Origin of the sequence: Pseudomonas sp. MCal1 (assembly GCF_026341415.1) — a bacterium.
Lineage (GTDB): Bacteria > Pseudomonadota > Gammaproteobacteria > Pseudomonadales > Pseudomonadaceae > Aquipseudomonas.
In genome coordinates this window covers 205,657-226,724 of record NZ_JAKUMP010000007.1, presented here as the reverse complement: position 1 = coordinate 226,724, position 21,068 = coordinate 205,657, and the positions used below count along the sequence as shown (strand labels likewise).

General features: G+C 57.7%; 27 protein-coding genes and 1 tRNA gene. 18 read left to right on the top strand and 10 right to left on the bottom strand.

The window, feature by feature from the left end; all coding sequences use genetic code 11:
* The first annotated feature begins 93 nt into the window (after positions 1-93).
* From MKZ87_RS13890 to MKZ87_RS13870, 5 genes are all read left to right on the top strand, one after another.
* Entirely contained in the window at positions 94-312 is a 219-nt protein-coding gene (locus MKZ87_RS13890) for a hypothetical protein (protein ID WP_266201116.1), read from the top strand.
* A gap of 223 nt (positions 313-535) precedes the next feature.
* Complete coding sequence (locus MKZ87_RS13885; protein ID WP_266201115.1) at positions 536-1,342, top strand: TIGR04255 family protein; 807 nt, start codon at positions 536-538, stop codon at positions 1,340-1,342.
* Between the two features lies 1 nt (position 1,343).
* Positions 1,344-1,970, top strand: a complete 627-nt coding sequence (locus MKZ87_RS13880) for a hypothetical protein (RefSeq protein ID WP_266201113.1) — start codon at positions 1,344-1,346, stop codon at positions 1,968-1,970.
* Positions 1,971-1,978: 8 nt separating this feature from the next.
* Positions 1,979-2,473 (top strand): hypothetical protein, encoded by a 495-nt coding sequence (locus MKZ87_RS13875; RefSeq protein WP_266201112.1) that lies wholly within the window; start codon positions 1,979-1,981, stop codon positions 2,471-2,473.
* A gap of 455 nt (positions 2,474-2,928) precedes the next feature.
* Complete coding sequence (locus MKZ87_RS13870) at positions 2,929-3,189, top strand: hypothetical protein (protein ID WP_227234145.1); 261 nt, start codon at positions 2,929-2,931, stop codon at positions 3,187-3,189.
* Between the two features lie 5 nt (positions 3,190-3,194).
* On the opposite strand, the gene MKZ87_RS13865 is transcribed toward MKZ87_RS13870, so the two are convergent.
* A complete protein-coding gene (locus MKZ87_RS13865) occupies positions 3,195-3,644 on the bottom strand; it encodes a hypothetical protein (RefSeq protein ID WP_085702712.1) in 450 nt (149 codons plus the stop codon).
* 261 nt (positions 3,645-3,905) lie between these two features.
* Between MKZ87_RS13865 and MKZ87_RS13860 the strand changes: the two genes are divergently transcribed.
* From MKZ87_RS13860 to MKZ87_RS13845, 4 genes are all read left to right on the top strand, one after another.
* A complete protein-coding gene (locus MKZ87_RS13860) occupies positions 3,906-4,964 on the top strand; it encodes a PDDEXK nuclease domain-containing protein (protein WP_266201110.1) in 1,059 nt (352 codons plus the stop codon).
* Between the two features lie 69 nt (positions 4,965-5,033).
* A complete protein-coding gene (locus tag MKZ87_RS13855; RefSeq protein WP_085702714.1) occupies positions 5,034-6,005 on the top strand; it encodes an alpha/beta fold hydrolase in 972 nt (323 codons plus the stop codon).
* A 20-nt stretch (positions 6,006-6,025) separates the two neighbouring features.
* Positions 6,026-6,439 (top strand): hypothetical protein, encoded by a 414-nt coding sequence (locus MKZ87_RS13850; protein ID WP_085702715.1) that lies wholly within the window; start codon positions 6,026-6,028, stop codon positions 6,437-6,439.
* A 6-nt stretch (positions 6,440-6,445) separates the two neighbouring features.
* Positions 6,446-6,898: a hypothetical protein gene (locus MKZ87_RS13845; RefSeq protein ID WP_085698044.1), complete on the top strand. Its 453-nt coding sequence runs from the start codon at positions 6,446-6,448 to the stop codon at positions 6,896-6,898.
* A 70-nt stretch (positions 6,899-6,968) separates the two neighbouring features.
* Here the strand turns inward: MKZ87_RS13845 and gabP are convergent, their stop codons facing one another.
* Complete coding sequence (gabP, locus tag MKZ87_RS13840; protein ID WP_266201108.1) at positions 6,969-8,360, bottom strand: GABA permease; 1,392 nt, start codon at positions 8,358-8,360, stop codon at positions 6,969-6,971.
* Positions 8,361-8,912: 552 nt separating this feature from the next.
* Here gabP and MKZ87_RS13835 point away from each other — a divergent pair.
* The 7 genes from MKZ87_RS13835 (at position 8,913) to MKZ87_RS13805 (ending at position 14,435) form a co-directional block, all read left to right on the top strand.
* Positions 8,913-9,686, top strand: a complete 774-nt coding sequence (locus MKZ87_RS13835; RefSeq protein ID WP_007897462.1) for an ABC transporter ATP-binding protein — start codon at positions 8,913-8,915, stop codon at positions 9,684-9,686.
* A gap of 13 nt (positions 9,687-9,699) precedes the next feature.
* Positions 9,700-10,446, top strand: a complete 747-nt coding sequence (locus tag MKZ87_RS13830; RefSeq protein WP_085684088.1) for an ABC transporter substrate-binding protein — start codon at positions 9,700-9,702, stop codon at positions 10,444-10,446.
* 78 nt (positions 10,447-10,524) lie between these two features.
* The gene (locus MKZ87_RS13825) at positions 10,525-11,220 is read left to right on the top strand and encodes an ABC transporter permease (protein WP_266201105.1); all 696 of its coding nucleotides are present in this window, start codon (positions 10,525-10,527) and stop codon (positions 11,218-11,220) included.
* Positions 11,217-11,906: an ABC transporter permease gene (locus MKZ87_RS13820; protein WP_007952568.1), complete on the top strand. Its 690-nt coding sequence runs from the start codon at positions 11,217-11,219 to the stop codon at positions 11,904-11,906. The genes MKZ87_RS13825 and MKZ87_RS13820 overlap by 4 nt, the downstream gene beginning before the upstream one ends.
* Positions 11,887-13,122, top strand: a complete 1,236-nt coding sequence (locus tag MKZ87_RS13815) for a methyltransferase (RefSeq protein WP_266201104.1) — start codon at positions 11,887-11,889, stop codon at positions 13,120-13,122. Before MKZ87_RS13820 ends, MKZ87_RS13815 begins: the two co-directional genes overlap by 20 nt.
* Before the next feature lie 345 nt (positions 13,123-13,467).
* Positions 13,468-14,283 (top strand): FkbM family methyltransferase, encoded by an 816-nt coding sequence (locus MKZ87_RS13810; protein WP_085702717.1) that lies wholly within the window; start codon positions 13,468-13,470, stop codon positions 14,281-14,283.
* Positions 14,284-14,359: 76 nt separating this feature from the next.
* Positions 14,360-14,435, top strand: a tRNA-Thr gene (locus tag MKZ87_RS13805).
* Between the two features lie 115 nt (positions 14,436-14,550).
* Here MKZ87_RS13805 and MKZ87_RS13800 read toward each other — a convergent pair.
* Entirely contained in the window at positions 14,551-14,976 is a 426-nt protein-coding gene (locus tag MKZ87_RS13800) for a type II toxin-antitoxin system HicB family antitoxin (protein WP_074689493.1), read from the bottom strand.
* A gap of 528 nt (positions 14,977-15,504) precedes the next feature.
* On the opposite strand from MKZ87_RS13800, the gene MKZ87_RS13795 reads away from it, so the two are divergent.
* A complete protein-coding gene (locus tag MKZ87_RS13795; RefSeq protein ID WP_085702718.1) occupies positions 15,505-15,771 on the top strand; it encodes a DUF3077 domain-containing protein in 267 nt (88 codons plus the stop codon).
* 59 nt (positions 15,772-15,830) lie between these two features.
* Here the strand turns inward: MKZ87_RS13795 and MKZ87_RS13790 are convergent, their stop codons facing one another.
* The 4 genes from MKZ87_RS13790 to MKZ87_RS13775 all read right to left on the bottom strand — a co-directional run bounded on the left by MKZ87_RS13790 (position 15,831) and on the right by MKZ87_RS13775 (position 18,316).
* Complete coding sequence (locus MKZ87_RS13790) at positions 15,831-16,541, bottom strand: SDR family NAD(P)-dependent oxidoreductase (RefSeq protein WP_085608639.1); 711 nt, start codon at positions 16,539-16,541, stop codon at positions 15,831-15,833.
* A gap of 33 nt (positions 16,542-16,574) precedes the next feature.
* Positions 16,575-17,219: a DsbA family oxidoreductase gene (locus tag MKZ87_RS13785; RefSeq protein ID WP_085702719.1), complete on the bottom strand. Its 645-nt coding sequence runs from the start codon at positions 17,217-17,219 to the stop codon at positions 16,575-16,577.
* Positions 17,216-17,434, bottom strand: coding sequence for a tautomerase family protein (locus MKZ87_RS13780; protein ID WP_007952610.1), 219 nt, complete (start codon positions 17,432-17,434; stop codon positions 17,216-17,218). The genes MKZ87_RS13785 and MKZ87_RS13780 overlap by 4 nt, the downstream gene beginning before the upstream one ends.
* Positions 17,435-17,782: 348 nt before the next feature.
* A complete protein-coding gene (locus tag MKZ87_RS13775; RefSeq protein ID WP_227234136.1) occupies positions 17,783-18,316 on the bottom strand; it encodes a PBECR2 nuclease fold domain-containing protein in 534 nt (177 codons plus the stop codon).
* Between the two features lie 446 nt (positions 18,317-18,762).
* On the opposite strand from MKZ87_RS13775, the gene MKZ87_RS13770 reads away from it, so the two are divergent.
* Positions 18,763-19,689, top strand: a complete 927-nt coding sequence (locus tag MKZ87_RS13770; RefSeq protein WP_085698035.1) for a LysR family transcriptional regulator — start codon at positions 18,763-18,765, stop codon at positions 19,687-19,689.
* Here the strand turns inward: MKZ87_RS13770 and MKZ87_RS13765 are convergent.
* The 3 genes from MKZ87_RS13765 to MKZ87_RS13755 are packed head-to-tail and all read right to left on the bottom strand — an operon-like array spanning position 19,606 to position 20,992.
* The gene (locus MKZ87_RS13765; RefSeq protein WP_007952614.1) at positions 19,606-19,923 is read right to left on the bottom strand and encodes an AzlD domain-containing protein; all 318 of its coding nucleotides are present in this window, start codon (positions 19,921-19,923) and stop codon (positions 19,606-19,608) included. The two genes, MKZ87_RS13770 and MKZ87_RS13765, sit on opposite strands and share 84 nt — an antisense overlap.
* Complete coding sequence (locus MKZ87_RS13760) at positions 19,902-20,618, bottom strand: AzlC family ABC transporter permease (RefSeq protein ID WP_085702720.1); 717 nt, start codon at positions 20,616-20,618, stop codon at positions 19,902-19,904. The genes MKZ87_RS13765 and MKZ87_RS13760 overlap by 22 nt, the downstream gene beginning before the upstream one ends.
* Positions 20,615-20,992, bottom strand: coding sequence for a GNAT family N-acetyltransferase (locus MKZ87_RS13755; protein ID WP_007952618.1), 378 nt, complete (start codon positions 20,990-20,992; stop codon positions 20,615-20,617). The genes MKZ87_RS13760 and MKZ87_RS13755 overlap by 4 nt, the downstream gene beginning before the upstream one ends.
* Positions 20,993-21,068 lie beyond the last annotated feature (76 nt).

The window sequence follows — 21,068 nt, the reverse complement described above, 5'->3', positions numbered from 1 at the left end:
TTGAAAATGCCCGTCGGCCAGTGAGCAGTTTGTTTCATGCCCCGATCGAAGCAGCGCTGCTACGCTTTCATTTTCTCGAATGGAGTCGAAGCAATGCCCTCCCCTGAATACTCTCTTCCAGACATCCTAGAGCGTATGTATCGAAACCAGCTCGCCTTGGAGGCAGCGCTAATGGAGTTGACCCTGCTAGTCGAAAGCCAAGGGCATGCCGACGTCGGCAATAACGTCCGAACCGCGATGGAAACGATCGGAGAGAACGCCGGGCATATCAATCAAGGTATCGCCCGACTAAAAGCACAGGGGAGAGAGTAACCAAATTCAAGGCCGGGCCACATATGCAGAGGCCACCAACACTGATACATGGGCGGGATGAGCGTCCTTCAGCCGGTCTCAGAGTTCATGATGAAACCCTCGCTATGCAAGCAATTTGACCTCAGGTACTCTCAATTCGTAGGGATCAAGTGAACGGCGGGTTATGGCCTAGAACTTTACGTTGTGGGAGAATTCTCTCCCCCTTTTTATGCTGAGTACAGGGATGAAAGAGCGCTTTGAATCTCCGCCACTGGTGGAACTCGTTGCGGAGCTCCGGTGGTCGCCCGATGTTGGTGATGAATCGCATGGTCCCATGCTTCATCCACAGGCATCCGCGGCTTACGAAGAGTTTTTTGCACACCTACTGACTGAGTTGTCTCGGCAAGGCTATGGTGCATCAGAGCGAATGATTCCGGTCGGTTTCCCTCTGATACAGCAACACCCTGTCATTCGGTATAAAAAGAACGTCCAGCCTACATCTACTGATGACAAAACTGCCTCCACCTTATTTCAGGCTGGCGTGGGCATTTTCACGATAAATGCAGTCCAGCCATATAAAAGCTGGGAGCAGTTCCGGCCAGTGGTACAAATAGGTTTAGCAGCTTTAATACTTTCAAAACCTAAGATGGTAGGCGGCTTTAGCCTGACGCTTCGCTATATCGACGCCTTCAAAGGCGATCTGATCGATGGGATGACGCATCGAGGTTTTCTTGAGAGCGCTTTAGGCATAAAGGTAAACGTCCCAGATGCACTGAAAAAGCTCTCGGTTGACGGGTCAACGGTAGTGCCTATGCTCCATCTCGTCACTCCCCTCGATTTCGGTACGCTGCAGATACAGTTTGCAGAAGGTGAGATCTCAGGCGAGCGCGTATTCTTGATGGAGAACGTCGTGACTGTGTCAGAACCTAGTGCAGGAGATGTCGAAATACTACTCAAAGGTTTCGACGCTGCTCGGGATGTTGTACATCAGAGCTTTGTCGAAATGACTGCACCTATCCATCACAAAATGAGATTGCTGAGGGAGCAATAAAATGTCGACCCTGTCGTCGAGCTTCAATCCTAAATATGCGACGTTCAACACGATCGGATACTCGGAGGAGATTAGTTCGAATTTTGACGTGATGGCCTACATTGAGTGGGCCGTGAGCTGCGGCGTTGACGTTTTAAGAATGCTTAAAGACCTAGTCGAAGGTGTCGAGGCGAGTGTCCTTGAGGCGTTCTTCAAACCGTCTTATAAGCTGGCAGATCCTTCGGCAATCCTCTACGCTACTGCCATGCATGAGAATATCGCGAAGGATGCGTACATAGAGAGCATTAGCTCGATTCTCGGGGCGCCTGTTTTTGGCAGATTGACCGAGCTGTCTCAATCAGCTGCAGGCTGGGACGGCGCTGACGCCCCCCCAATGTCGATCGAGTCACTCTCAACCCTCGAAACCTTTATCCAGAAAGCTGGAGGTTTTTCTGATGGCATTGGTTTCTTCCTTGGTTATGAGGGAGAAATACTGATCAATTGGGTGACCGAGGAGGGGCAGTTGATCGATATGGCCTTCTACGATGGTATTGCCGAGATTTACTCCGACTCCGGAGAAGAGCGATTCTCCATAAACGATCAAAATCTCTACAAGCAATTCACTAATAAAAACTCAATAAACGCTTAGGTGACTGCTTGAGTGAAGGGAATCCCGCCGGAGCCAACCATACGGCGGCTTTAGGCGACAACGAAGTCGTAGCTCGCGCACTGTTCACTCCCGAATGGGATGAGAATGTGAAGCGAGGATCTCCTGGCTGCTTCAAAAGAAACAATACCTCTGTAACTCGTCACAAAGGTTTGACGATGGAGGAGGTCATCGCCTATTTGAAGGGTGATGTGGAGTCGCCTGGGAAAAACGTTGTTGTTCGTGCCGTGGGCCTGATTACGGTGAGAGATGTGAAGGAGATTGGCGTCGCCTACCAAGACCCAGTCCACTTTGAGGTTTTGGAGAAACCAACCGCGAAGAATCCCGCACACGCTGAGGTCACTCCCTACTTAGACGCTGAACGCACCAAGTTAAAGCCTGGGGATCTATCCCGCGGCCTCAGTCGACAGATATCTCAATCCTTGGATATCTACCTTTTGACACCTGAAGGGGAAGTCATAGAGCGCAGCCCTCCGCAACGCTAAGGAAAACCAGAGATCGACCCTAAATTTGTTTTATTGGTCCTGCTCGCCTGGGTTCAAATGAGTGGCTGTAAATTTCGCATCTTTTTCAAGCCGTTCGTCTGGTTGGACCTGCCAGTGAACACCGAACCTAAAAAAGCGTGCAGCATTCTAAAAAGTGAGTAGATTTGTGAGTAGACCAATCCTCAAACTTGGAATTTATTAAGCCAATACAGCAACTTATACTTAAAGTTCGATTCCGTCTCTGGCACCAAATACCGAAAACCCTGAATCGCAAGATTCAGGGTTTTTTTATGCCTGCGATTTGACGGTGACCCGATTCCGCCCTTCTTGCAGACCGGAAATCGCGATACGTTGCTCAACCCTTACGCAAGAGGGTCATCCGCGCGATGAACCAGAAAAGAACCCGCGTTCCCCTCCCCCATCCCGCTCCACCGATAAAACGCACCGACTGGCTGATGATCGCTCTCGGCCTGATGTTCATGCTGTGTACCGGCCTGATCGCCTATGAAACCGTGGACGGTTTGATTCAGGGACGCATCGGCAACCTGGCTCGCGGCAAACACTTCGCCGTGTATTCGTTGACCACACAACCCGCCAACTTCTGGTTTGCCATCGCCACGCATTGCCTCCTCGCCCTCTTCCTGTCGGGCGCAGCATGGGTATTGATCTGGCTGGGCCGCACGGCAACGGTCACGCCATCCCGGCGCGACCGGTAACGCTACTAGCTGTTGTCATTCCAGTGAAAAACCAGATTGCGCGCAGCACCGCCGCCTATTTCGGCCGCATCCCGGCGTGTTTCACCGTTGCGGGTCGCCACGACCGTGTATTTGCCGGGCGGCAACTGCACGTAGACCAATGGCCCGGTCTGATTCAGCGTCAGCACGGTCTGACCCGGAGCTTTCTGGATCATCACGTCGACATCGGCGGTGTATTGGTTTTGCATGCCGACGGCGAACGTCATGTGCAGGTTGTAGCCCGCGGATTGCTGAATGGCTTTCGACTCATCTTCGCCAATCCCGCCAGCCAGATAGCGAACGCCGTTTTGTTCTTGCTGCTGAGCCTGCACAGCGGAGCTGTCGATCGGCTCCAGACTCGCAGCCTGCGCCATGGCCGGAAACAGCAGCACCGCAGCAGCGGCAACGGGCAGCACGAATGAAAGAACACGTTTCATGAGGACGACTCCCGGGCTCTCGCGGAACCCAATCGTTACCTCTTTTTAGATTTTGTCTTGCGGGGTGGGTTTTAGAACGATTGGGAGTTGCGGTTGATACGAAAAGGACTACACGCCGTACTCCTCGTTCGCGGACTCCGTCAGCCTGATCTCGCAAAACCCGCCCACTCTTCCTTCAGTGGCATCAGACACGGCCGGCATCCCCAGGCCCTGAACAATTGGCATGCTCTTGCTTCTGTTCACCCCGAGCCGGAAGACCTGATGAGCCAACTGGAAACGGCTGAACCACAAGATTCAAAACTTGAGTCGCTGCTGGGCGATCTGGGCGACCTGATACGCGAGGCCAGGCAGAAAGTGCTGCGAACGGTCGACACAATTCAAGTCCAGACCTGCTGGCAGATCGGGCGACACATTGTCGAGTTCGAGCAACAGGGAGCCCGGCGTGCGGGGTACGGAAAACAGCTTCTGGCTACGCTGGCGAAGGAGCTGACTGCAGACTTTGGGAAAGGCTTCGACGTTACCAATCTTCGAAAAATGCGGCAGTTTTATCAGCTCTTTCCAATTCGAGACGCACTGCGTCTCGAATTGAGCTGGACCCATTACCGCAGGATATTGCAGGTCGAAAGCGAACCCGCCCGGCAGTGGTACATGAACGAAGCCGCTGCGCAAAACTGGTCAAGCCGTGCCCTCGATCGCCAGATCAACACCCTCTACTACGAACGTCTGTTGATGAGTCGGGACAAAACCGACGTCTATGCAGAGGCCGCAACCAACATTGCCGCGATGAAAAGCAATCCCCGGGAATTCATCCGCGACCCGGTCCTGCTGGAATTTCTCGGCCTGCCATCACCGGGCAAGCTTCAGGAATCCGAAATGGAGCAAGCCTTGATCGACCAGCTCCAGGGATTTCTCCTTGAGCTGGGCAAAGGCTTCGCTTTTGTCGGTCGCCAGCAACGCATCAGCGCTGGCGACGATGATTTTTACATTGACCTGGTGTTCTACAACTACCTGCTCAAATGCTTCGTCATCCTCGATCTGAAGCGCGGCAAACTCAGTGCTCGGGACGTAGGCCAGATGGACATGTACATCCGCATGTACGACGACCTCAAACGTAGCGAGGGCGACGGGCCAACGGTGGGGATCATTCTCTGTGCCCAACAAAATGAATCGGTGGCGCGCTACACGATCCTCAAGGGTAATGAACAACTGTTCGCCAGCAGCTACAAACTGGTGCTGCCGAGCGAAGAGGAGTTAAGAGCGGAGTTGAATCGGGAACACACGCTGCTGGAAGAGCGCTTGAGCGATCAGACGGCTGATTGATCGCCGACGGATTGTTCACCGAGCCAGCTGGGACTATCGTTGGCAGCTACTCCGCGAAGGTCGAGAGCCATGGGTTTTCAAGACACGCACGCACTGGAAGCTGCCCGGAACAGAACCACACTCGCAAGCGATGTTCAGGACGCCCCCTTTCGGGAACCTGCCGCCGACGGTTATCTGCTCGGCGGTTTCACCTGGCGTCACGCCTCACCAGACCCACAACGCCCAGTGGTAATCATCAACGCCGCCACGTCCGTGCGCTGCCGTCACTATTCGCGCTTCGCGGCGTACCTTTTCGCCAACGGCTTCGACGTGATCATTTACGACTACCGGGGCATTGGTGAATCACGACCGAAATCGATGAGGCATTTGCAGGCTTCATGGACGGATTGGGGCGCGCTGGATTTCGAGGCGATGCTCAAACGCGCGCAGCGGGAGTTCCCCGGGCAGCCGATCGATGTGGTCGGGCACAGCTTCGGTGGCTGCGCAGCAGGCCTGGGGGCGTCCGGGAAGATAATCCGGCGACTGGTGACGGTCGGCGCGCAATTCGCTTACTGGCGCGATTACGCGCCCGAGCACCGCTGGCGGATGTTCGGCAAATGGCATCTGCTGATGCCACTGGTCACGCTGTTTTGTGGCTACTTTCCGGGCAAACGACTTGGCTGGCTGGAAGACACCCCCGCCGGCGTGGTGCGCGACTGGAGCACGCCGGACGCACGTTATGAGCGGCGCCCGAGCGGCAGAACGATGACCGACTTGCCCTTCGCCAACGTCCGGGCCAAAGCCCTGGCAATCAGCATCAGCGACGATCCCTACGGCACGATTGCCGCCATCGAACGTCTGCTCGCTTACTTTCACAACGCGCAAAGGACCCACCTGCGAATCGAGCCGCAGGACATCGGTGAACAGCAAGTCGGACATTTCGCCTTTTTTCGCAGCGCATACCAAGCCACACTATGGCCCATCGCTCTGACCTGGCTGCAGACCGGCGAACTGGCCTCCGACACCCCGGGGCGCAAAATCCCACGCAGCCAAGCCCTTTAACGCACCACGGAACACACACCATGGCTTCCGCCAACAAGCAGCAAAAACGCGCCGCCCGAGCCAAGACCAAAGCCAGGCAGAACCGCACCAAGCGTGCCGAAGCACCGGTCGAGCTGGACCCGAACGACGACCGCATCGATTTCGAATCGGTGGACCTGACCGAACTGTTCAAGAAAATGATCGACGCCGAGAAGATCAGCCAGCAGGCCATGTGCACCGCATTCCTCGAAGACCCGTTGCTGGAGCTGGTGTACGAGCAGGAAGGCGAAGAAGGCGCGATGGATTTCATCCTCGCCGCCCTGATCGAGTACCGCCAGTGGTCCACCGAAACCGACGAAGTCGGCGCCCTGGCCTGGATCGAGTCGCCTGAATTCCAGAAAGACTATGTGGCCGCGTCCGACGCGATCGCCGCACAAACCCAACAGAAAAACTGAGTTCCCATGGCATCCCTGAACAAGCAGCAGAAACGCGCCAAACGCGCCAAGGCCAAAGCCAAGCAGATCCGCATGGTCGGCCGCAAACCTCTGGCCCTGGACGATGACCACGGTCACCTGGCGGAGCCGATCCCGGAATACACCCTGGCGATGTTCAGCAAAATGCGCGACGCCGAAGCCGTCAGCCGCGACGAAATGCTGCTGACCCTGCTGCGGGAGCTGGCGTTCATCATCGTCGACCATCCTGAACTGCTGGACATGGAAAATGCTGACGACGAAGGCATGGCCGCCACTCACCTGGCCGCCGACATGCTGATCGACTACCGCATGTGGGCCGACGGAATGGATCGCGAGACCGCCCAGGCCTGGCTGAGCGAGCCGCAGTTCATCACCGATTTCGGGAAGGCACTGGACACCTACGGCCAGTCGCTCGAAGCGCAGGAAGAAAAGAGCGAATAAACCTCGCCCGCAAACAAAAACGGCCGCTTGTCATCGCTGACAGCGGCCGTTTTGCATGACGCGATACGGATCAGTTCAACACCACCGCACCACGGTTTTCTGCCTTGCGACGGCGTGCCACGAGCAGGCCGGTCGCGACAACCACCAGGCTCAGCAGGCCGGTCGCGAGGATTTCCACGCGGTGGGCTTCCTGGAACAGCATGATGGTCAGGGCCGCCACGATGAATACGATCACCGCGTAGGTCAGGCCCGGGAACAGCCACATGCTGAAGACGATTTTCTCGCCGCGAGCCACGCGTTGTTTACGCATGCGCAGTTGCGAAATCGCGATCACCAGGTACACCAGCAGTGCGATGGCGCCGGAGCTGGCCAGCAGGAACTCGAACACCGCAGCCGGGGCCACGTAGTTGGCGAAGGTGCACAGGAACGCCGCGCCGGTGGACAGCATCACCGCCCAGTAGGGGGTGCCGCTCTTGTTGGTGCGGGTCGACATGGCTGGAGCATCGCCCCGTTTGCCGAGGGAGAACAGCATGCGCGAAGAGGTGTACAGCGCCGAGTTCAGGCAGCTGGTCACAGCGACCAGTACCACGATGTCGACGATCATCTTGGCATTCGGGATGCCCATGCGCTCAAGCACGGCCTGGTAGGAACCGAGGCTGGCCAGTGCAGGATCGTTCCATGGCACCAGCGCCACGACGATGAAGATCGATACGAGGTAGAACAGACCGATCCGCCAGATCACCGAGTTGGTGGCCTTGGAAATCTGTTTGCCAGGGTTCTTCGATTCCGCGGCCGCGATGGTCACGATCTCGGTACCCATGAAGGAGAACATGGTGGTCAGGATCGCGCCCAGCACCGCGCCCATGCCGTTCGGCAGGAAGCCCTGGGTGTCGAAGATGTGCGAAACGCCGCTGACCTGGCTGTTCGGCAGGAAGCCGAAAATGGCCGCGACGCCGAGAATGATGAAACCAATGATCGCCACGACTTTGAGCAGGGCGAACCAGAATTCGAACTCACCGTAGTTTTTCACGCTGAACAGGTTGGTCACGGTCAGCAGCATGGTGATGATCAGCGCGAATGCCCAGATTTCCACACTCGGAAACCAGGCGTGCAGGATGGTTGCGGCGGCGTTGGCCTCCAGCGGAATCACCAGAACCCAGAACCACCAGTACAGCCAGCCGATGGTGAAACCGGCCCAATGACCGATGGCACGGTCGGCGTAAGTCGAGAACGAGCCAGTGTCAGGCGAGGCGACAGCCATCTCGCCAAGCATGCGCATGACCAGCACAACCAGCGCGCCAGCAGCGGCGTAAGCCAGCAGAACAGCGGGACCGGCGGCGGCGATGGCATGGCCGGAGCCTACGAACAGACCTGCACCGATCACCCCGGCGATCGACAGCATGGTCACATGACGCGGTTTGAGCCCCTGTTCGAGGCCATTGGAGCTTTGGGTACTGCTCATTGAAACTACCTTTGCGAGGAAAGCGATGGCGTCCGGCCCGTCTGGCGTTCCTTCTCGTAAAAAGAATCCAACGGGGCGTTCCGAATTCTGCACGCAATAATTGCGCCAAAATGTTTCAAAGTCTTCTGGCCCGCGGTTTTCAGCGCGACCGGACAGTCATCGCAAGTCATTGAGAATAATGGCCTTTCGCCAAAGCGTTACCCTGCGACCCACTTTTCAAACGAATCAGCGCACCAGAAACACACTGAAAAAGTACGGGATGCACAATAAAAGGGCGAATGAGGAACGTTCGGCCGGTTAGCGCTTCCAACACCCCGCCAAAGGTGGCAACATCGCGCCTTTTTTTACGCGACACCCACGGGAATCCACGTTCAAACACCCGTTCGGTTGTTGATGGGGCGACAGTCTGCTGCGCCGATGCGACAACCTGTCACACGCCATCCGTTTACCGCTCGTAGCGCTGTTGGCTGCCATTGAAACGCTATGCTAGCTTGGCCGCCTCGCCAGGAAGGCCAACCAACAGCAGGAGCGCAACATATATGAGGAACGCACATGGCTGAGGCCACGCCCGCGCTTGAAATCCGCAACTTGCACAAACGCTACGGACAGCTTGAGGTGCTCAAAGGCATCTCGCTGACCGCCCGCGACGGCGATGTGATCTCGATCCTCGGTTCCTCCGGTTCCGGCAAGTCCACGTTCCTGCGTTGCATCAACCTGTTGGAAAACCCGCACCAGGGCCAGATCCTGGTCGCCGGCGAAGAACTCAAGCTCAAGGCCGCCAAGAATGGCGAACTGGTTGCCGCCGACGGCAAACAGATCAATCGCCTGCGCTCCGAGATTGGTTTTGTATTTCAAAACTTTAATCTATGGCCGCACATGAGCGTGCTCGACAACATCATCGAAGCCCCGCGCCGCGTGCTCGGCCAGAGCAAGGCCGAAGCCATCGAAGTCGCCGAAGCGCTGCTGGCCAAGGTCGGCATCGCCGACAAGCGCCACGCCTACCCGGCGCAACTGTCCGGCGGCCAGCAACAGCGCGCGGCGATTGCCCGCACACTGGCGATGCAGCCCAAGGTGATCCTGTTCGACGAACCCACCTCCGCCCTTGACCCGGAAATGGTCCAGGAAGTACTTAATGTCATCCGCGCACTGGCCGAAGAAGGCCGCACCATGCTGCTCGTGACCCATGAAATGGGATTCGCCCGTCAGGTCTCCAGCGAAGTGGTGTTCCTCCACCAGGGCCTGGTCGAAGAGCAAGGATCGCCACAGCAGGTGTTCGAGAACCCGCTTTCGGCGCGCTGCAAACAATTCATGTCCAGCAACCGCTAACGGAGCTACCCGCATGCAGAACTACAAAAAGGTCTTCCTGGCCGCCGCCGTCACTCTCGCGTTCAGCGCCGGTGCCATGGCCGAGACCCTTAAGATGGGCATCGAAGCGGCTTACCCGCCGTTCAACAACAAAGACGCCAGCGGCAACGTCGTCGGCTTCGATAAAGACATCGGCGACGCCCTGTGCGCCAAGATGAAAGTTGAATGCTCCGTAGTCACCTCGGACTGGGACGGCATCATCCCGGCCCTGAACGCCAAGAAGTTCGACTTCCTGATTTCCTCGATGTCGATCACCGACGAGCGCAAGCAAGCGGTGGATTTCACCGACCCGTACTACTCCAACAAGCTGCAATTCATCGCGCCGAAGGATAAAGAGTTCAAGACCGACAAGGACTCCCTGAAAGGCAAAGTGATCGGTGCCCAACGCGCGACCCTCGCCGGTACGTACATGGAAGACAACATGCCGGGCGTCGAAGTGAAACTCTACGACACCCAGGAAAACGCCTACCTCGACCTGACTTCCGGTCGTCTGGACGGCATCCTCGCCGACAAATACGTCAACTACGAATGGCTGAAAAGCGACGCTGGCAAAGCCTACGAATTCAAAGGCGACCCGGTGGAAGAAAGCGACAAGATCGGTATCGCTGTACGCAAAGGCGACCCGATCCGCGAGAAGCTGAACGCTGCACTGAAGGAAATCGTCGCCGACGGTACCTACAAGAAGATCAACGACAAGTACTTCCCGTTCAGCATCTACTGATCCTGACCTGCCGGATCGGCACCGTCACATGGCGGCGCCGATCCCCGGCCTTGCCTGCCGCGATTTGAAAAGAAATCCATGATTATCGACCTCCACGGATTCGGCCCGGCGCTCTTCGCCGGTGCGCTGATGACCGTCAAACTGGCACTCTCGGCCCTGTGCCTGGGGCTGGTGCTCGGTCTGCTCGGCGCCTTGGCCAAGACTTCCCCGTACAAGCCGTTGCAGTGGCTTGGCGGAACCTATTCGACCCTGGTGCGCGGTGTCCCGGAATTGCTCTGGGTGCTGTTGATCTACTTCGGTACGGTCAACGCCATGCGCGCGCTCGGTGAGTTCCTCGGCAATCCCGAACTGGAACTCAGCGCTTTTGCCGCCGGCGTCATTGCGCTGGGCCTGTGCTTCGGCGCCTACGCCACAGAGGTGTTTCGTGGCGCGATCCTCGCCATTCCCAAAGGCCACCGTGAGGCCGGCGTGGCCCTGGGCCTGTCGAAATGGCGGATCTTCACCCGACTGATCATGCCGCAGATGTGGCGCATCGCCCTGCCCGGCCTGGGTAACCTTTTCATGATCCTGATGAAGGACACCGCGCTGGTGTCGGTCATTGGCCTGGAAGAAATCATGCGTCACGCGCAGATCGGCGTGACCGTGTCCAAGCAGCCATTCACCTTTTATATGGTGGCGGCGCTCATGTACCTGTGCCTGACCGTGCTGGCGATGATCGGCATGCATCTGCTGGAAAAACGCGCCGCACGCGGCTTCGCGAGGAGCGCTCAATGAATTGGGAAGTCATCATCAAATGGCTGCCGAAACTGGCTCAGGGCGCGACGCTGACCCTGGAACTGGTGGCCATCGCCGTGATCGCCGGTTTGCTGCTGGCAATTCCGCTGGGTATCGCCCGTTCTTCGAAGCTGTGGTACGTGCGCGCTTTGCCCTACGCCTACATCTTCTTTTTCCGTGGCACGCCGTTGCTGGTTCAACTGTTCCTGGTCTACTACGGCCTGGCGCAGTTCGATGCGGTGCGTAACAGCTCGATGTGGCCATACCTGCGCGATCCGTTCTGGTGCGCCACTGCGACCATGACCCTGCACACCGCAGCGTACATCGCCGAGATCCTGCGCGGCGCGATCCAGGCGATTCCGCCGGGCGAGATCGAAGCGGCACGGGCACTGGGCATGTCACGGCCGAAAGCACTGTTCTACATCATCCTGCCGCGTGCCGCGCGCATCGGTCTGCCGGCCTACAGCAACGAAGTAATCCTGATGCTCAAGGCCAGCGCCCTGGCCAGCACCGTGACTCTGCTGGAACTGACCGGCATGGCGCGCACGATCATTGCCCGCACTTACTTGCCGGTGGAGATCTTCTTCGCTGCCGGTGTGTTCTATCTGGTGATGGCCTACGTGCTGGTTCGCGGCTTCAAGCTGCTTGAACGCTGGCTGCGCGTCGATGCGTGCCAGGGGCGCTGATTCTTCTGACGTGCTGATGGGCGAGGATCTGCTCGCCCGTTTCACGGCACTGGATACATTTCTCACAGCGCATCAGGCGCTGTGGAAACCCCGCCCGTTCACTCATCTGCAACTGCCTTGGGAAGCGTCCTACCCGGAACTGGCCTCGTGGCTACGCAGGCGATCGCTGGAAGATGCGGAAAACGCCCACAACCAACCTGCCGAACTTATAGATTCGCCGGAGCCGTTTGCTTCATTGGCAACGTTGTCGCTTGAGCTGAGTTTGGTGGGTGATTTGCCTGCGCATACGCTGGAAGCCGCCGGACATCGCCTGAATATCGATGTGCCGGGGCGCAAATGGCAGCAGATCGAGGCGTTCGCCAGCTGCTTGGCGTTTGCCGCGCAACCGAAGCACTGGCTGGATTGGTGTTCGGGCAAAGGCCACTTGGGCCGGCGTCTGCTCGGTGCTGACCAGCAACTCACATGCCTGGAATATGACCCGGCGCTGGTCGCCAGCGGTCAGGCATTGAGTCAGCGTCATCATTTGCATGCGCTGCATGTCGAGCAGGATGTGCTTGCGGCGAACACCGCATTGTTGCTGAGCGCCGAGCACACGCCCGTCGCTCTGCACGCATGCGGTGACTTGCACGTGCGGCTGATGCAACTGGCTTCGGCGGCTGGTTGCCGACAATTGGCCATCGCCCCGTGTTGCTACAACCGGATCAGTCGCACGGAGTATCAGGCGCTATCTTGCGCCGGTTCGCGATCAGCCCTGCAGCTCTCGCTGGAAGATCTGTCCCTGCCAATGAGCGAAACCGTCACGGCTGGTGCCCGCGTCCGACGTCAGCGTGACGCCTCCATGGCCCGCCGACTGGCCTTTGATCTATTGCAACGGCAAGTGCGTGGCGTCGACGAATACTTGCCGACGCCGTCCCTGCCGAGCGCCTGGCTGGACAAACCGTTCGCCGATTACTGCCGCGATCTGGCAGCGTTGAAAGAGTTATCCACAGTTGGCGCGCCAGATTGGGTAGCACTGGAAGCCGCTGGTTGGCAGCGATTGGCCGAAGTTCGCAACCTGGAATTGCTGCGCGGACTGTTCCGACGGCCGCTGGAGCTTTGGCTGAATCTGGATCGGGCACTTTTCCTCACCGAACAAGGATACGTCGTACGTCTCGGCACCTTCTGCGAGGCGCCGCTCACACCGCGCAATTTCCTGTTGCTGGCAGAACGCGATTAATCCTTCACAGCCTGTGGATAACTCTGTTGATGGAATTGTCGTGGATCCAATATCTACGGTTGTTTCAGGCCATTAACAGCCTTGGTCATTTTTTGTTCATGAAAAGAAAAAACCGGCAAAACAGGGATTTGCAACTCAGATGAGAACCCGTTCACAAAAACCTGCCTAAGCGCGTTCTCTACAAAGCCTGTTGTGCATAAGCCTTCGAATAAAAGGACATAACCGCCGAATCGCGGACGCCGGCAACCGGCAATTGCGCCTGCCCACCGCCCTTGTTATACAGACCTACGCCGTGCAGGTAGCGCACGCCCGAACAAGAAAAAATCTGACCGACAGGAAGCGACCGTGACGTTCATTTCTTACGCACAGAATTTCGAGGACGTTCGCCTCTGGCGCGCCCTGCAGTATTTTGAAAACGGTTTTTATATCGACGTCGGCGCCAATGACCCGATCCACGACTCGGTCACCAAGGCCTTTTACGATCGTGGCTGGCAGGGCATCAATGTCGAACCGATGCAGAACTACCACGACGCACTCCGCCAGCATCGCCCCCGCGACACCACGCTGCAATGCGTGGCCAGCGACCAGCCGGGCGAACTGACCTTTTACGGTATTCCCGACACTGGCCTGTCCACCGCTGACCCGGTCATTGCACAAGAGCGCAAAAACCTCGGCATGAACGTGCAAAGCCTCACCGTCAATGCACGCACACTGACTTCAATCTGCGAAGAACACGCCGCCGAGCGGCCGATCCACTTCCTGAAAATCGACGTTGAAGGCCATGAGGAAACCGTCCTGCGCGGCATGGACTTCAACCGTTTCCGCCCATGGATCATTCTCATCGAAACCCCATGGGAGCGCGACCACACCTGGGAACACCTGGTGACCGACGCCGGCTACACCAACGTCCTGTTCGACGGCCTCAACAGCTTCTTCCTCGCCAACGAACACATCAACCTCAAACCCGCGTTCGACCTGCCACCGTGCAATCTCGACAACTTCCAGCTGTGCAAAGGCCACAACCTCGCCCACCCGGTGAACCCGGCACTGGAAACCGCCCTGCAACGCGCCGAACAAGCCGAAGCCGAACTGCGAGCCATGCAAAACAGCCGCGCCTGGCGCGCTGTACAAAAACTGCGCAACGTCCTGCGCCGGGCGTGATTCGAAGAGGGCGCAAAAATAGTCTGAATTCAGGGGTTTACAGAAGCACCCGAGTCGCTATAATCGTCGCCCACACGCCGGTATAGCTCAGATGGTAGAGCAACTGACTTGTAATCAGTAGGTCCCGGGTTCGATTCCTGGTGCCGGCACCATACAAAACAAAGCCCCTGCAGAAATGCAGGGGCTTTGTTGTTTCTGGGGTTTGGGTTTTCCGCGCCAAATGAAAAGCCCCCAACAGCAATCGCTGTCGGGGGCTTTTCTCCAATCCTACGCAGCCTCAACCGAGAGCAAAATCCGGCGCCCAAGCTGCTGCAATGCACGCTCGACATTCTCGATCTTGGAGTGATGCAGGAAATCGACTAATCGATCTACCTGGGGTCGTTGTACACCCAAGCGTCGTGCCAGTTCAGCTTTGCTGACCCCAGACTCCAGAAGCGTATTCCAGAGCCCAACCTTTGCCGCAGTCAGTGCAGGCAGACGCAATACCGCGTCACTTTCCTGCTCTCCCGCATCACCTGTCGGAATCAATCGGCGATCATCAACGTAGATCGACAAGGCTGTTTCCATTGCATCTATGGCGCCGTCGAGTGCTTCCTCGAGGGTGTCGCCAGCGGCGTGCATCTCTGGAATTTCTGCGCAGGACAACCAGACACTGCTCGGCTCCTCGTGGACTTCCAACGCATATTCGAACATCACGTTTCCTCTCATGGGGTACAAACTCAGTCTCACCCTTGTGGCCTAGCTGCATCGCTGAAACTCGATGTCGCTTATGCGCATCACGCGCTATTTCGGCAGAGCGACCGTGCAACATATTTGTTACCCATGCAACATAAGTGTTGCATGTGAGTATGTCGTCCTCCTCGCCACCACCTGGCCACGATTGCGCTCAACCCTCCCCCACGCTACCGTCAATCCCGTCGCTGCCAATTCAGCGACCGGGCCTGATAACCCGCGTAAGATACAGGCGCACCAGCGCCCCAACCCACGTTTGTCGGCGCTTTTTCATGCCTGCAATTCCGTGTAATGGCGGCTGTGCGTGGGAGACCTTTGGGTCTGCCGGGTTCCTGTATCTCCGGTTTATCAGCCTGCGCATAGCTGCCACCCCATTCGCCTGATAACGAATTGGCAGCCCTCATTTGATACAGGGAGTTTCACAAATGATTAGCATCGATCCGTCCAGAGTCTGCCCTTTCCACCAACCAGCCAACGGTAGGTGAAGCCATGACCAACCCCAACGATCTGAAAACCCTCGGCCTCACCCATTTCTCCTTCCAGTCCAACCACGCACTCTTCCGCACCAACCCCGGCGTCCCGGTCGTCACCGCCCTCTCCCACGCCTCCCACCTGCTTCATATTTCCAAATTGCTCACCTCGGATACTTCTGCAGCCAACGACCCGGAACTCCACGCCTGCGCCTCGCAATATTTGCAGGAGTTGAGCAAGGCGCTGGTCGATGATGCGGTCAAAGTGTTGAGTCCGGATCCGTAATCCGCCGCCCATAAAAAAAGCCCTCGCATCGCTGCGAGGGCTTTGTGTTACCGGATCAATCAGTGCCCAGCGCTCTGCCCGCCATCCACATGCAGAATCTCACCGGTCACAAAGTTGGCGTTATCGAGATACACCACCGCCTGCGCAATGTCGTCGATCTCGCCCATGTGCCCAACCGGATGCAGCGCACCCAGTGCCGCGTGGGTTTCCTCGCCGTGCATCGGCGTTTTGATGATGCCCGGCGATACCGCGTTCACCCGGATTCCGCGTTTGGCGTATTCGATGGCCAGGGATTTGGTGGCGGCGTTGAGGCCGCCCTTGGTCAGGGAAGCGAGGACCGAAGGCACGCCGTCGATGGCATGGTCGACCAGGCTGGTGGTGATGTTGACCACGTGGCCCTTGCCCTGTTTTTCCATCTCGGCGATGGCCAGTTGGGTGATGTAGAAGAAGCCGTTGAGGTTGACCGACAGCACCGCCGCGTAGTCTTCCGGGGTGTAGGCGGTGAACGGTTTGGCGACGAAGATACCGGCGTTGTTGACCAGGGTGTCGATGCGGCCGAAGCGTGCCACGCCTTCGCTGATCACGCGTTGAGCAGTGGCCGGGTCGCCGATGTCGCCGGCGATGGTGAGGATCTGCGGGTCGTTCGACGGTTTGATCGAGCGCGAGGTGGCGACGATGTTGTAGCCCAGTTCACGGAAGGCCTTGACCATGCCTTCGCCCAGACCTTGGGAAGCACCGGTGATAACAACGGTTTTTTTCGAGTTGCTCATGATGAAATCCTCAATCAATAAGTGGGTGTTGAATCAGGCGATAGCCAGTTGTTTCAGCATTTGTTCGTAGTACTCGACCGATTGCGAACCGGACACCAGGTGCTTGCCGTTCAGGATCAGCGCGGGCACCGAGTTGATCCCGTGCTGCCGGTAGAACGCCTGCAGTTGGCGCACTTCGCTGGCGAATTCGTCGTTGGCCAGCACCTTGCGAGCCCTCGCCGCATCCAGCCCCGCTTCGGTCGCCAGACGGATCAGCGTCGGGTGATCGTTGGGGTTGTCACCATCGCGGAAGTAAGCGCGCAGCAGGATCTTTTTCAGCGCAACCTGCCGCCCTTCCTGCGCCGCCCACATCAGCAAGCGATGGGCGTCGAAGGTGTTGTGAAAGTGCGTGCGTTTCTCCAGGTCGAACTCGAAACCGATGGCCTTGCCGCGTTCGATCTGCATCTTCTTGCCGGCAGCGACGTCTTCGGCGGTGCGGCCGTATTTGCGCATCAGATGCTGCACGGCCGGTTCACCTTCGGCGGGCATGTCCGGGTTGAGTTCGAAGGGCTTGTAGGTCAGCTCCACCGAAATCTCGCCGGCCAGATTGCCGATCGCCTGCTCCAGCGCTGTCGCCCCGAGTGCGCACCAGGGGCACACCACGTCGGAAACGAAATCGATGGTCACGGTCGGGGTCATGACTGACCCCGTTCCGCCAGTTGTCGGCGGTATTCGGTGGTGGTGATGCCGGCGTAGCCCCAGTTATCGGTGTCGACTTCTTCGATCACGATGTGGGTCAGGTCCGGGCGTTTGTTGAGGACGCGTTCCAGGGTTTCAGTGATTTCGGCGATCACCTGAGCTTTCTGCTCACGGGTAACGCCGTCGCGGGTGATGCGTACGCTGACAAATGGCATGACGACTACTCCAGTGACCTGCCCTCGGGATGATGGTCAGGTGTTGGAGCTCAATTTAGGCGCGTGCCGGGAGGGGAAAAAGTAGGGGCGGGGTACTTCATTTGTGAGGTGGTGTAATGAATTGAAACACCTACGTCGCTCCCAGTTACCCCCTGAAGTCTCGGGTTGACACATCGAATTCAGTGGCCGAGAATCGGCCCCAAGAGCGCGAAACCGACTGCCATCAGGTGGCTATAGTCGGCGTTAGGAACCCCGTTGATGACCTGAAAATCAGCGTTCGGGTGAGACCTCTTCTCCCCTGCTTGAGGGAGCACAATATCAAGCAACTTTTTCGTGAAGGGCAGCCTATCAAGGCTGCCCTTTTTGTTTGGACCATCGGTAACGTTGAAACAGTAGCTCTCCATGCCGATGCTTGTTCAGACCCTTTTTTTCACAGTTCATGAAGTTCCAGAGTACGTTGCCATGATCGATATGGATCACGACCAGCATCTGGTATTTCGTGTTGTAGGCACCGATATATGAGAGCCGGAAAGAGTCGTCATCGTAGGAAATCTTCCAGATCTCTAACGGTTTTTTCAGGGTGTCTTGCGCGAAGTCTGTGAAGCGCTCCCGAGCATTCGGACGTTTTTCCACAATGTGCAACAAGTGCTCGCGCCTCACCAGAACTGGGCAAATGGGTGTCTCAATCACAGTCGAATTGAGGCCGTCATGAAGTCCGAAGCCTTTGGCAACTTGCTCCCATGCAGCCTCCAGACTCTCGGCGCCCGGACGTTCTCTGATCGCAGAAGTCAGCAACTCGGGATCAATGTCCCGAATGTCCGGTAAACCATGATCCTTCCAGTTCTTTTGTTCAGGTAACGCCATGCTCCAAGGCAAATTCATTGGCACCTTCTCGCTAGCTTCGCGGATGCCGGCATTGCCTGGATATCCAATGGCCTCGGACTGAAAAAGTCCCGAAAGTAACTGCCTGATATTTCAGCCACTTGTACTGCGCTAATAAATCAGCCCGTTCTTGTCTTTCAATAGGAGGCTTCCGACATCAACGCAGAACAGCGCGAGATGGCTTTACGAAATTGTCCCAGCCGCTGTAACCCAACCGCACAAAAAAGTGCCCGACTCCTTCGCGTCGTGCACTTTTTTTGACCCCAATCACCCCCGCGTCGCCAAAAACCCCGATCCTGTGTCAGCCTCCAGCCATCGGCGCGGACATCAATTCGCTACTAATTGCGCGACAACTATGCTCAGGTACAGGAATATAGCCGGCAAATGGAGCCGTTCAGGCCGTCACGTACACAACAATACCCAGCCCACTTCAGAGGGCATTACCCATGGATAGCAGAACCTTACGCAACCTCATGCGCATCGTGCAGACCGGCTCGTTGTCGGCCGCAGCCGAGCATTCGTGCCTGACCGTGCAGGCCCTGGCCGCACAGTTGAACAAGGTCGAAGAGCAGTTCGGTTTCCGCTTGTTTAGACGATCCAACAAGGGGCTGACGCTGACGCCGCAAGGCACGGAGCTGACGCCCTATATGGACAGAGTGCTGATTGCCACGCGGCAGATGGAAGAGAAAGTCGAAGCGTTGAAGGTGCCGGGACAGCGCACGCTGAAAGTGGCGTTGAACACTACACTGGACCCGGATTTCAACCGGCGACTGATCGGACGCCTGATCGAGGTGTTTCCCGACTATCAGATGGAATTCAGCTACGCCGAATCGATGGAAAACCTCAGCAAGCTGAAGAACGAGGACTTCGATCTGGCGGTGCTGATCGGGCCACAGCGTCCGGGCTTGCCGAGCATTGTCCTGCCGGAAGTGCAGGTGCAGGTGGTCGGCGCGCACTGTGGTCAGGAGAACGATCCGCTGACGTTGCTCGGCAACAAGTTTCAAGTGCGTCCGGCAGAAGATTGTCCGTATTCCCACAGCTTTTTGCGTTTTCTCGACGCCGGGCTGGGCAATTACGAGAACAGTCAGCGGACGATCTACTCCTGCAGCGAAACGCTGACCTTGTCGCTCATCACGCAGATGGACGCCATCGGCATGGTCTCTCGCGAGGCCGCTCAGAAAAACGGCCTGACGATCTTCCCCGGGTTCGAGGATTTCCTCGAAGTGCGCCTGGCGGTGAACAACCCGGACCTGTCCGGCCAGGCGTTGAACGACGTGGTCGATCTTCCGCTACATGAACGAGCCGAGCGCAATGTACGCAGCCGTCCCAACCGCCACACTGAGAAAGAGGTTTTTGCTGAAGTACGCACATAACAGCGTCGGAATCGCTGCATAAAATTCCGGGCGATCGAGCTGTATGTGCTGATCCTTGATCAACAAGGGTGTCAGGCTGATCGCAGCGACGATCGCCACCGGCAGGTATTCCAGCGCCCGGGCGACGAAGGGCGGCCAGTGCTCGGTGTTGACCTGCAGCGGCAGAGCCCGAGGCAGAAAGGTCACGGCCATCATGAGCGCGACCACCAGAATCAGGAACGTTTGGTCAGGCATACACCCACTCCGCAGCCCACAAACGTGGCGATGAAAACGTTGAACGGCGAGCTGCCCACCAGGCTCAGAGCGCCCATGCAGACGACGGCGGCCATGGCGGCGATGAGCTTGTTGCGGGTGTTGCACAGCGAGACCAGCACGTAGAGCATCATCGCGGTCAGCGCGTAATCGAGCTGGTACTTGATCAGGTGCGACGCGTACTGCGCACACAGGGCGCCGAGCAATCCGCCGATCACCCACGAGGTGTGGCAGAACAGGTTGAAGCCGATCAGATAGCGGATGTTCACCGGCGCACCGGTGCCGAGTTTGACGCTGTGGAAGGCAAACGATTCATCGGTCAGGCCGCCGGCGTAGCACCAGCGCTCCATGCGGCTCAGACCCAGCGCCCGCAGGGCTTTTGCCATGTAGACCGACATCAGCATGTGCCGCGCATTGATCAGAAACGTGGTCAGCACGATGGTGGTCAGCGACGCCCCGCTGCTGATCAGCGCCAGCGCCGCGAATTGCGAAGCCCCGGCATACACGAACAGACACATGGCCACCGGCAGCCACAGCGGCAGCCCCGCGTTGACCGCCATCAGCCCGAACACGAACGACACGGTGAAGTAACCGGCCACCACCGGGCTGGCTTCGGCAAAGGTGCGCGACGGCTGACGGTCGACCATCAGCGGCGCACTGCCGGATGTTTCATTCATAGATCCCTCTCAAATGTCCGCTCGCCATGAGGTTCGCAAAAACCCTGGGCCGTCCAGAAACGCTTGCCCGCGAGGTTAGCATCATCGACGAACAGGAACATCCGCAGCACACCGACCCGTTTCATGTCGGCCGACGCCGCTTCCACCAGCCGCTGGCCGACGCCCTGGCTGCGATAGCGCAGACTGACCGCCAGATGGTTGATCGTGCCGCGACTGCCGAGCATGCCACCCAGCACCGCGCCGACGATCTCGCCTTCGACATCGAAGGCCAGATAGGCCGTGGTAGTTTTCTGGATCAGCACGCCGCGCAGGCATTTGGCGTCCTGCCATTCGCAGAACGACACCTCGTCGAACTGGCGGAAGAAACGCTCCATGCGCTGCGCGTCCTTGGCCGTCGCGCGCCGCAGCACCACCGGCGTCGAGCATTCGACGCCGTCGATTGGGGTGATC

Excerpts from the sequence above, each read along its gene's own strand:
- MKZ87_RS13760 (WP_085702720.1), bottom strand. The coding sequence starts at position 20,618 with ATGAATGAAACATCCGGCAGTGCGCCGCTGATGGTCGACCGTCAGCCG.
- MKZ87_RS13785 (WP_085702719.1), bottom strand. The coding sequence starts at position 17,219 with ATGACCCCGACCGTGACCATCGATTTCGTTTCCGACGTGGTGTGCCCC.
- MKZ87_RS13835 (WP_007897462.1), top strand. The coding sequence starts at position 8,913 with ATGGCTGAGGCCACGCCCGCGCTTGAAATCCGCAACTTGCACAAACGC.
- MKZ87_RS13830 (WP_085684088.1), top strand. The coding sequence starts at position 9,700 with ATGCAGAACTACAAAAAGGTCTTCCTGGCCGCCGCCGTCACTCTCGCG.
- MKZ87_RS13780 (WP_007952610.1), bottom strand. The coding sequence starts at position 17,434 with ATGCCATTTGTCAGCGTACGCATCACCCGCGACGGCGTTACCCGTGAG.
- MKZ87_RS13815 (WP_266201104.1), top strand. The coding sequence starts at position 11,887 with ATGCGTGCCAGGGGCGCTGATTCTTCTGACGTGCTGATGGGCGAGGAT.
- MKZ87_RS13795 (WP_085702718.1), top strand. The coding sequence starts at position 15,505 with ATGACCAACCCCAACGATCTGAAAACCCTCGGCCTCACCCATTTCTCC.
- MKZ87_RS13890 (WP_266201116.1), top strand. The coding sequence starts at position 94 with ATGCCCTCCCCTGAATACTCTCTTCCAGACATCCTAGAGCGTATGTAT.
- MKZ87_RS13820 (WP_007952568.1), top strand. The coding sequence starts at position 11,217 with ATGAATTGGGAAGTCATCATCAAATGGCTGCCGAAACTGGCTCAGGGC.
- MKZ87_RS13770 (WP_085698035.1), top strand. The coding sequence starts at position 18,763 with ATGGATAGCAGAACCTTACGCAACCTCATGCGCATCGTGCAGACCGGC.
- MKZ87_RS13865 (WP_085702712.1), bottom strand. The coding sequence starts at position 3,644 with ATGAAACGTGTTCTTTCATTCGTGCTGCCCGTTGCCGCTGCTGCGGTG.
- MKZ87_RS13800 (WP_074689493.1), bottom strand. The coding sequence starts at position 14,976 with ATGTTCGAATATGCGTTGGAAGTCCACGAGGAGCCGAGCAGTGTCTGG.
- MKZ87_RS13755 (WP_007952618.1), bottom strand. The coding sequence starts at position 20,992 with ATGGAGCGTTTCTTCCGCCAGTTCGACGAGGTGTCGTTCTGCGAATGG.
- MKZ87_RS13870 (WP_227234145.1), top strand. The coding sequence starts at position 2,929 with ATGATCGCTCTCGGCCTGATGTTCATGCTGTGTACCGGCCTGATCGCC.
- MKZ87_RS13825 (WP_266201105.1), top strand. The coding sequence starts at position 10,525 with ATGATTATCGACCTCCACGGATTCGGCCCGGCGCTCTTCGCCGGTGCG.
- MKZ87_RS13880 (WP_266201113.1), top strand. The coding sequence starts at position 1,344 with ATGTCGACCCTGTCGTCGAGCTTCAATCCTAAATATGCGACGTTCAAC.
- gabP (WP_266201108.1), bottom strand. The coding sequence starts at position 8,360 with ATGAGCAGTACCCAAAGCTCCAATGGCCTCGAACAGGGGCTCAAACCG.
- MKZ87_RS13765 (WP_007952614.1), bottom strand. The coding sequence starts at position 19,923 with ATGCCTGACCAAACGTTCCTGATTCTGGTGGTCGCGCTCATGATGGCC.
- MKZ87_RS13845 (WP_085698044.1), top strand. The coding sequence starts at position 6,446 with ATGGCATCCCTGAACAAGCAGCAGAAACGCGCCAAACGCGCCAAGGCC.
- MKZ87_RS13860 (WP_266201110.1), top strand. The coding sequence starts at position 3,906 with ATGAGCCAACTGGAAACGGCTGAACCACAAGATTCAAAACTTGAGTCG.
- MKZ87_RS13775 (WP_227234136.1), bottom strand. The coding sequence starts at position 18,316 with ATGAATTTGCCTTGGAGCATGGCGTTACCTGAACAAAAGAACTGGAAG.
- MKZ87_RS13885 (WP_266201115.1), top strand. The coding sequence starts at position 536 with ATGAAAGAGCGCTTTGAATCTCCGCCACTGGTGGAACTCGTTGCGGAG.
- MKZ87_RS13850 (WP_085702715.1), top strand. The coding sequence starts at position 6,026 with ATGGCTTCCGCCAACAAGCAGCAAAAACGCGCCGCCCGAGCCAAGACC.
- MKZ87_RS13790 (WP_085608639.1), bottom strand. The coding sequence starts at position 16,541 with ATGAGCAACTCGAAAAAAACCGTTGTTATCACCGGTGCTTCCCAAGGT.
- MKZ87_RS13855 (WP_085702714.1), top strand. The coding sequence starts at position 5,034 with ATGGGTTTTCAAGACACGCACGCACTGGAAGCTGCCCGGAACAGAACC.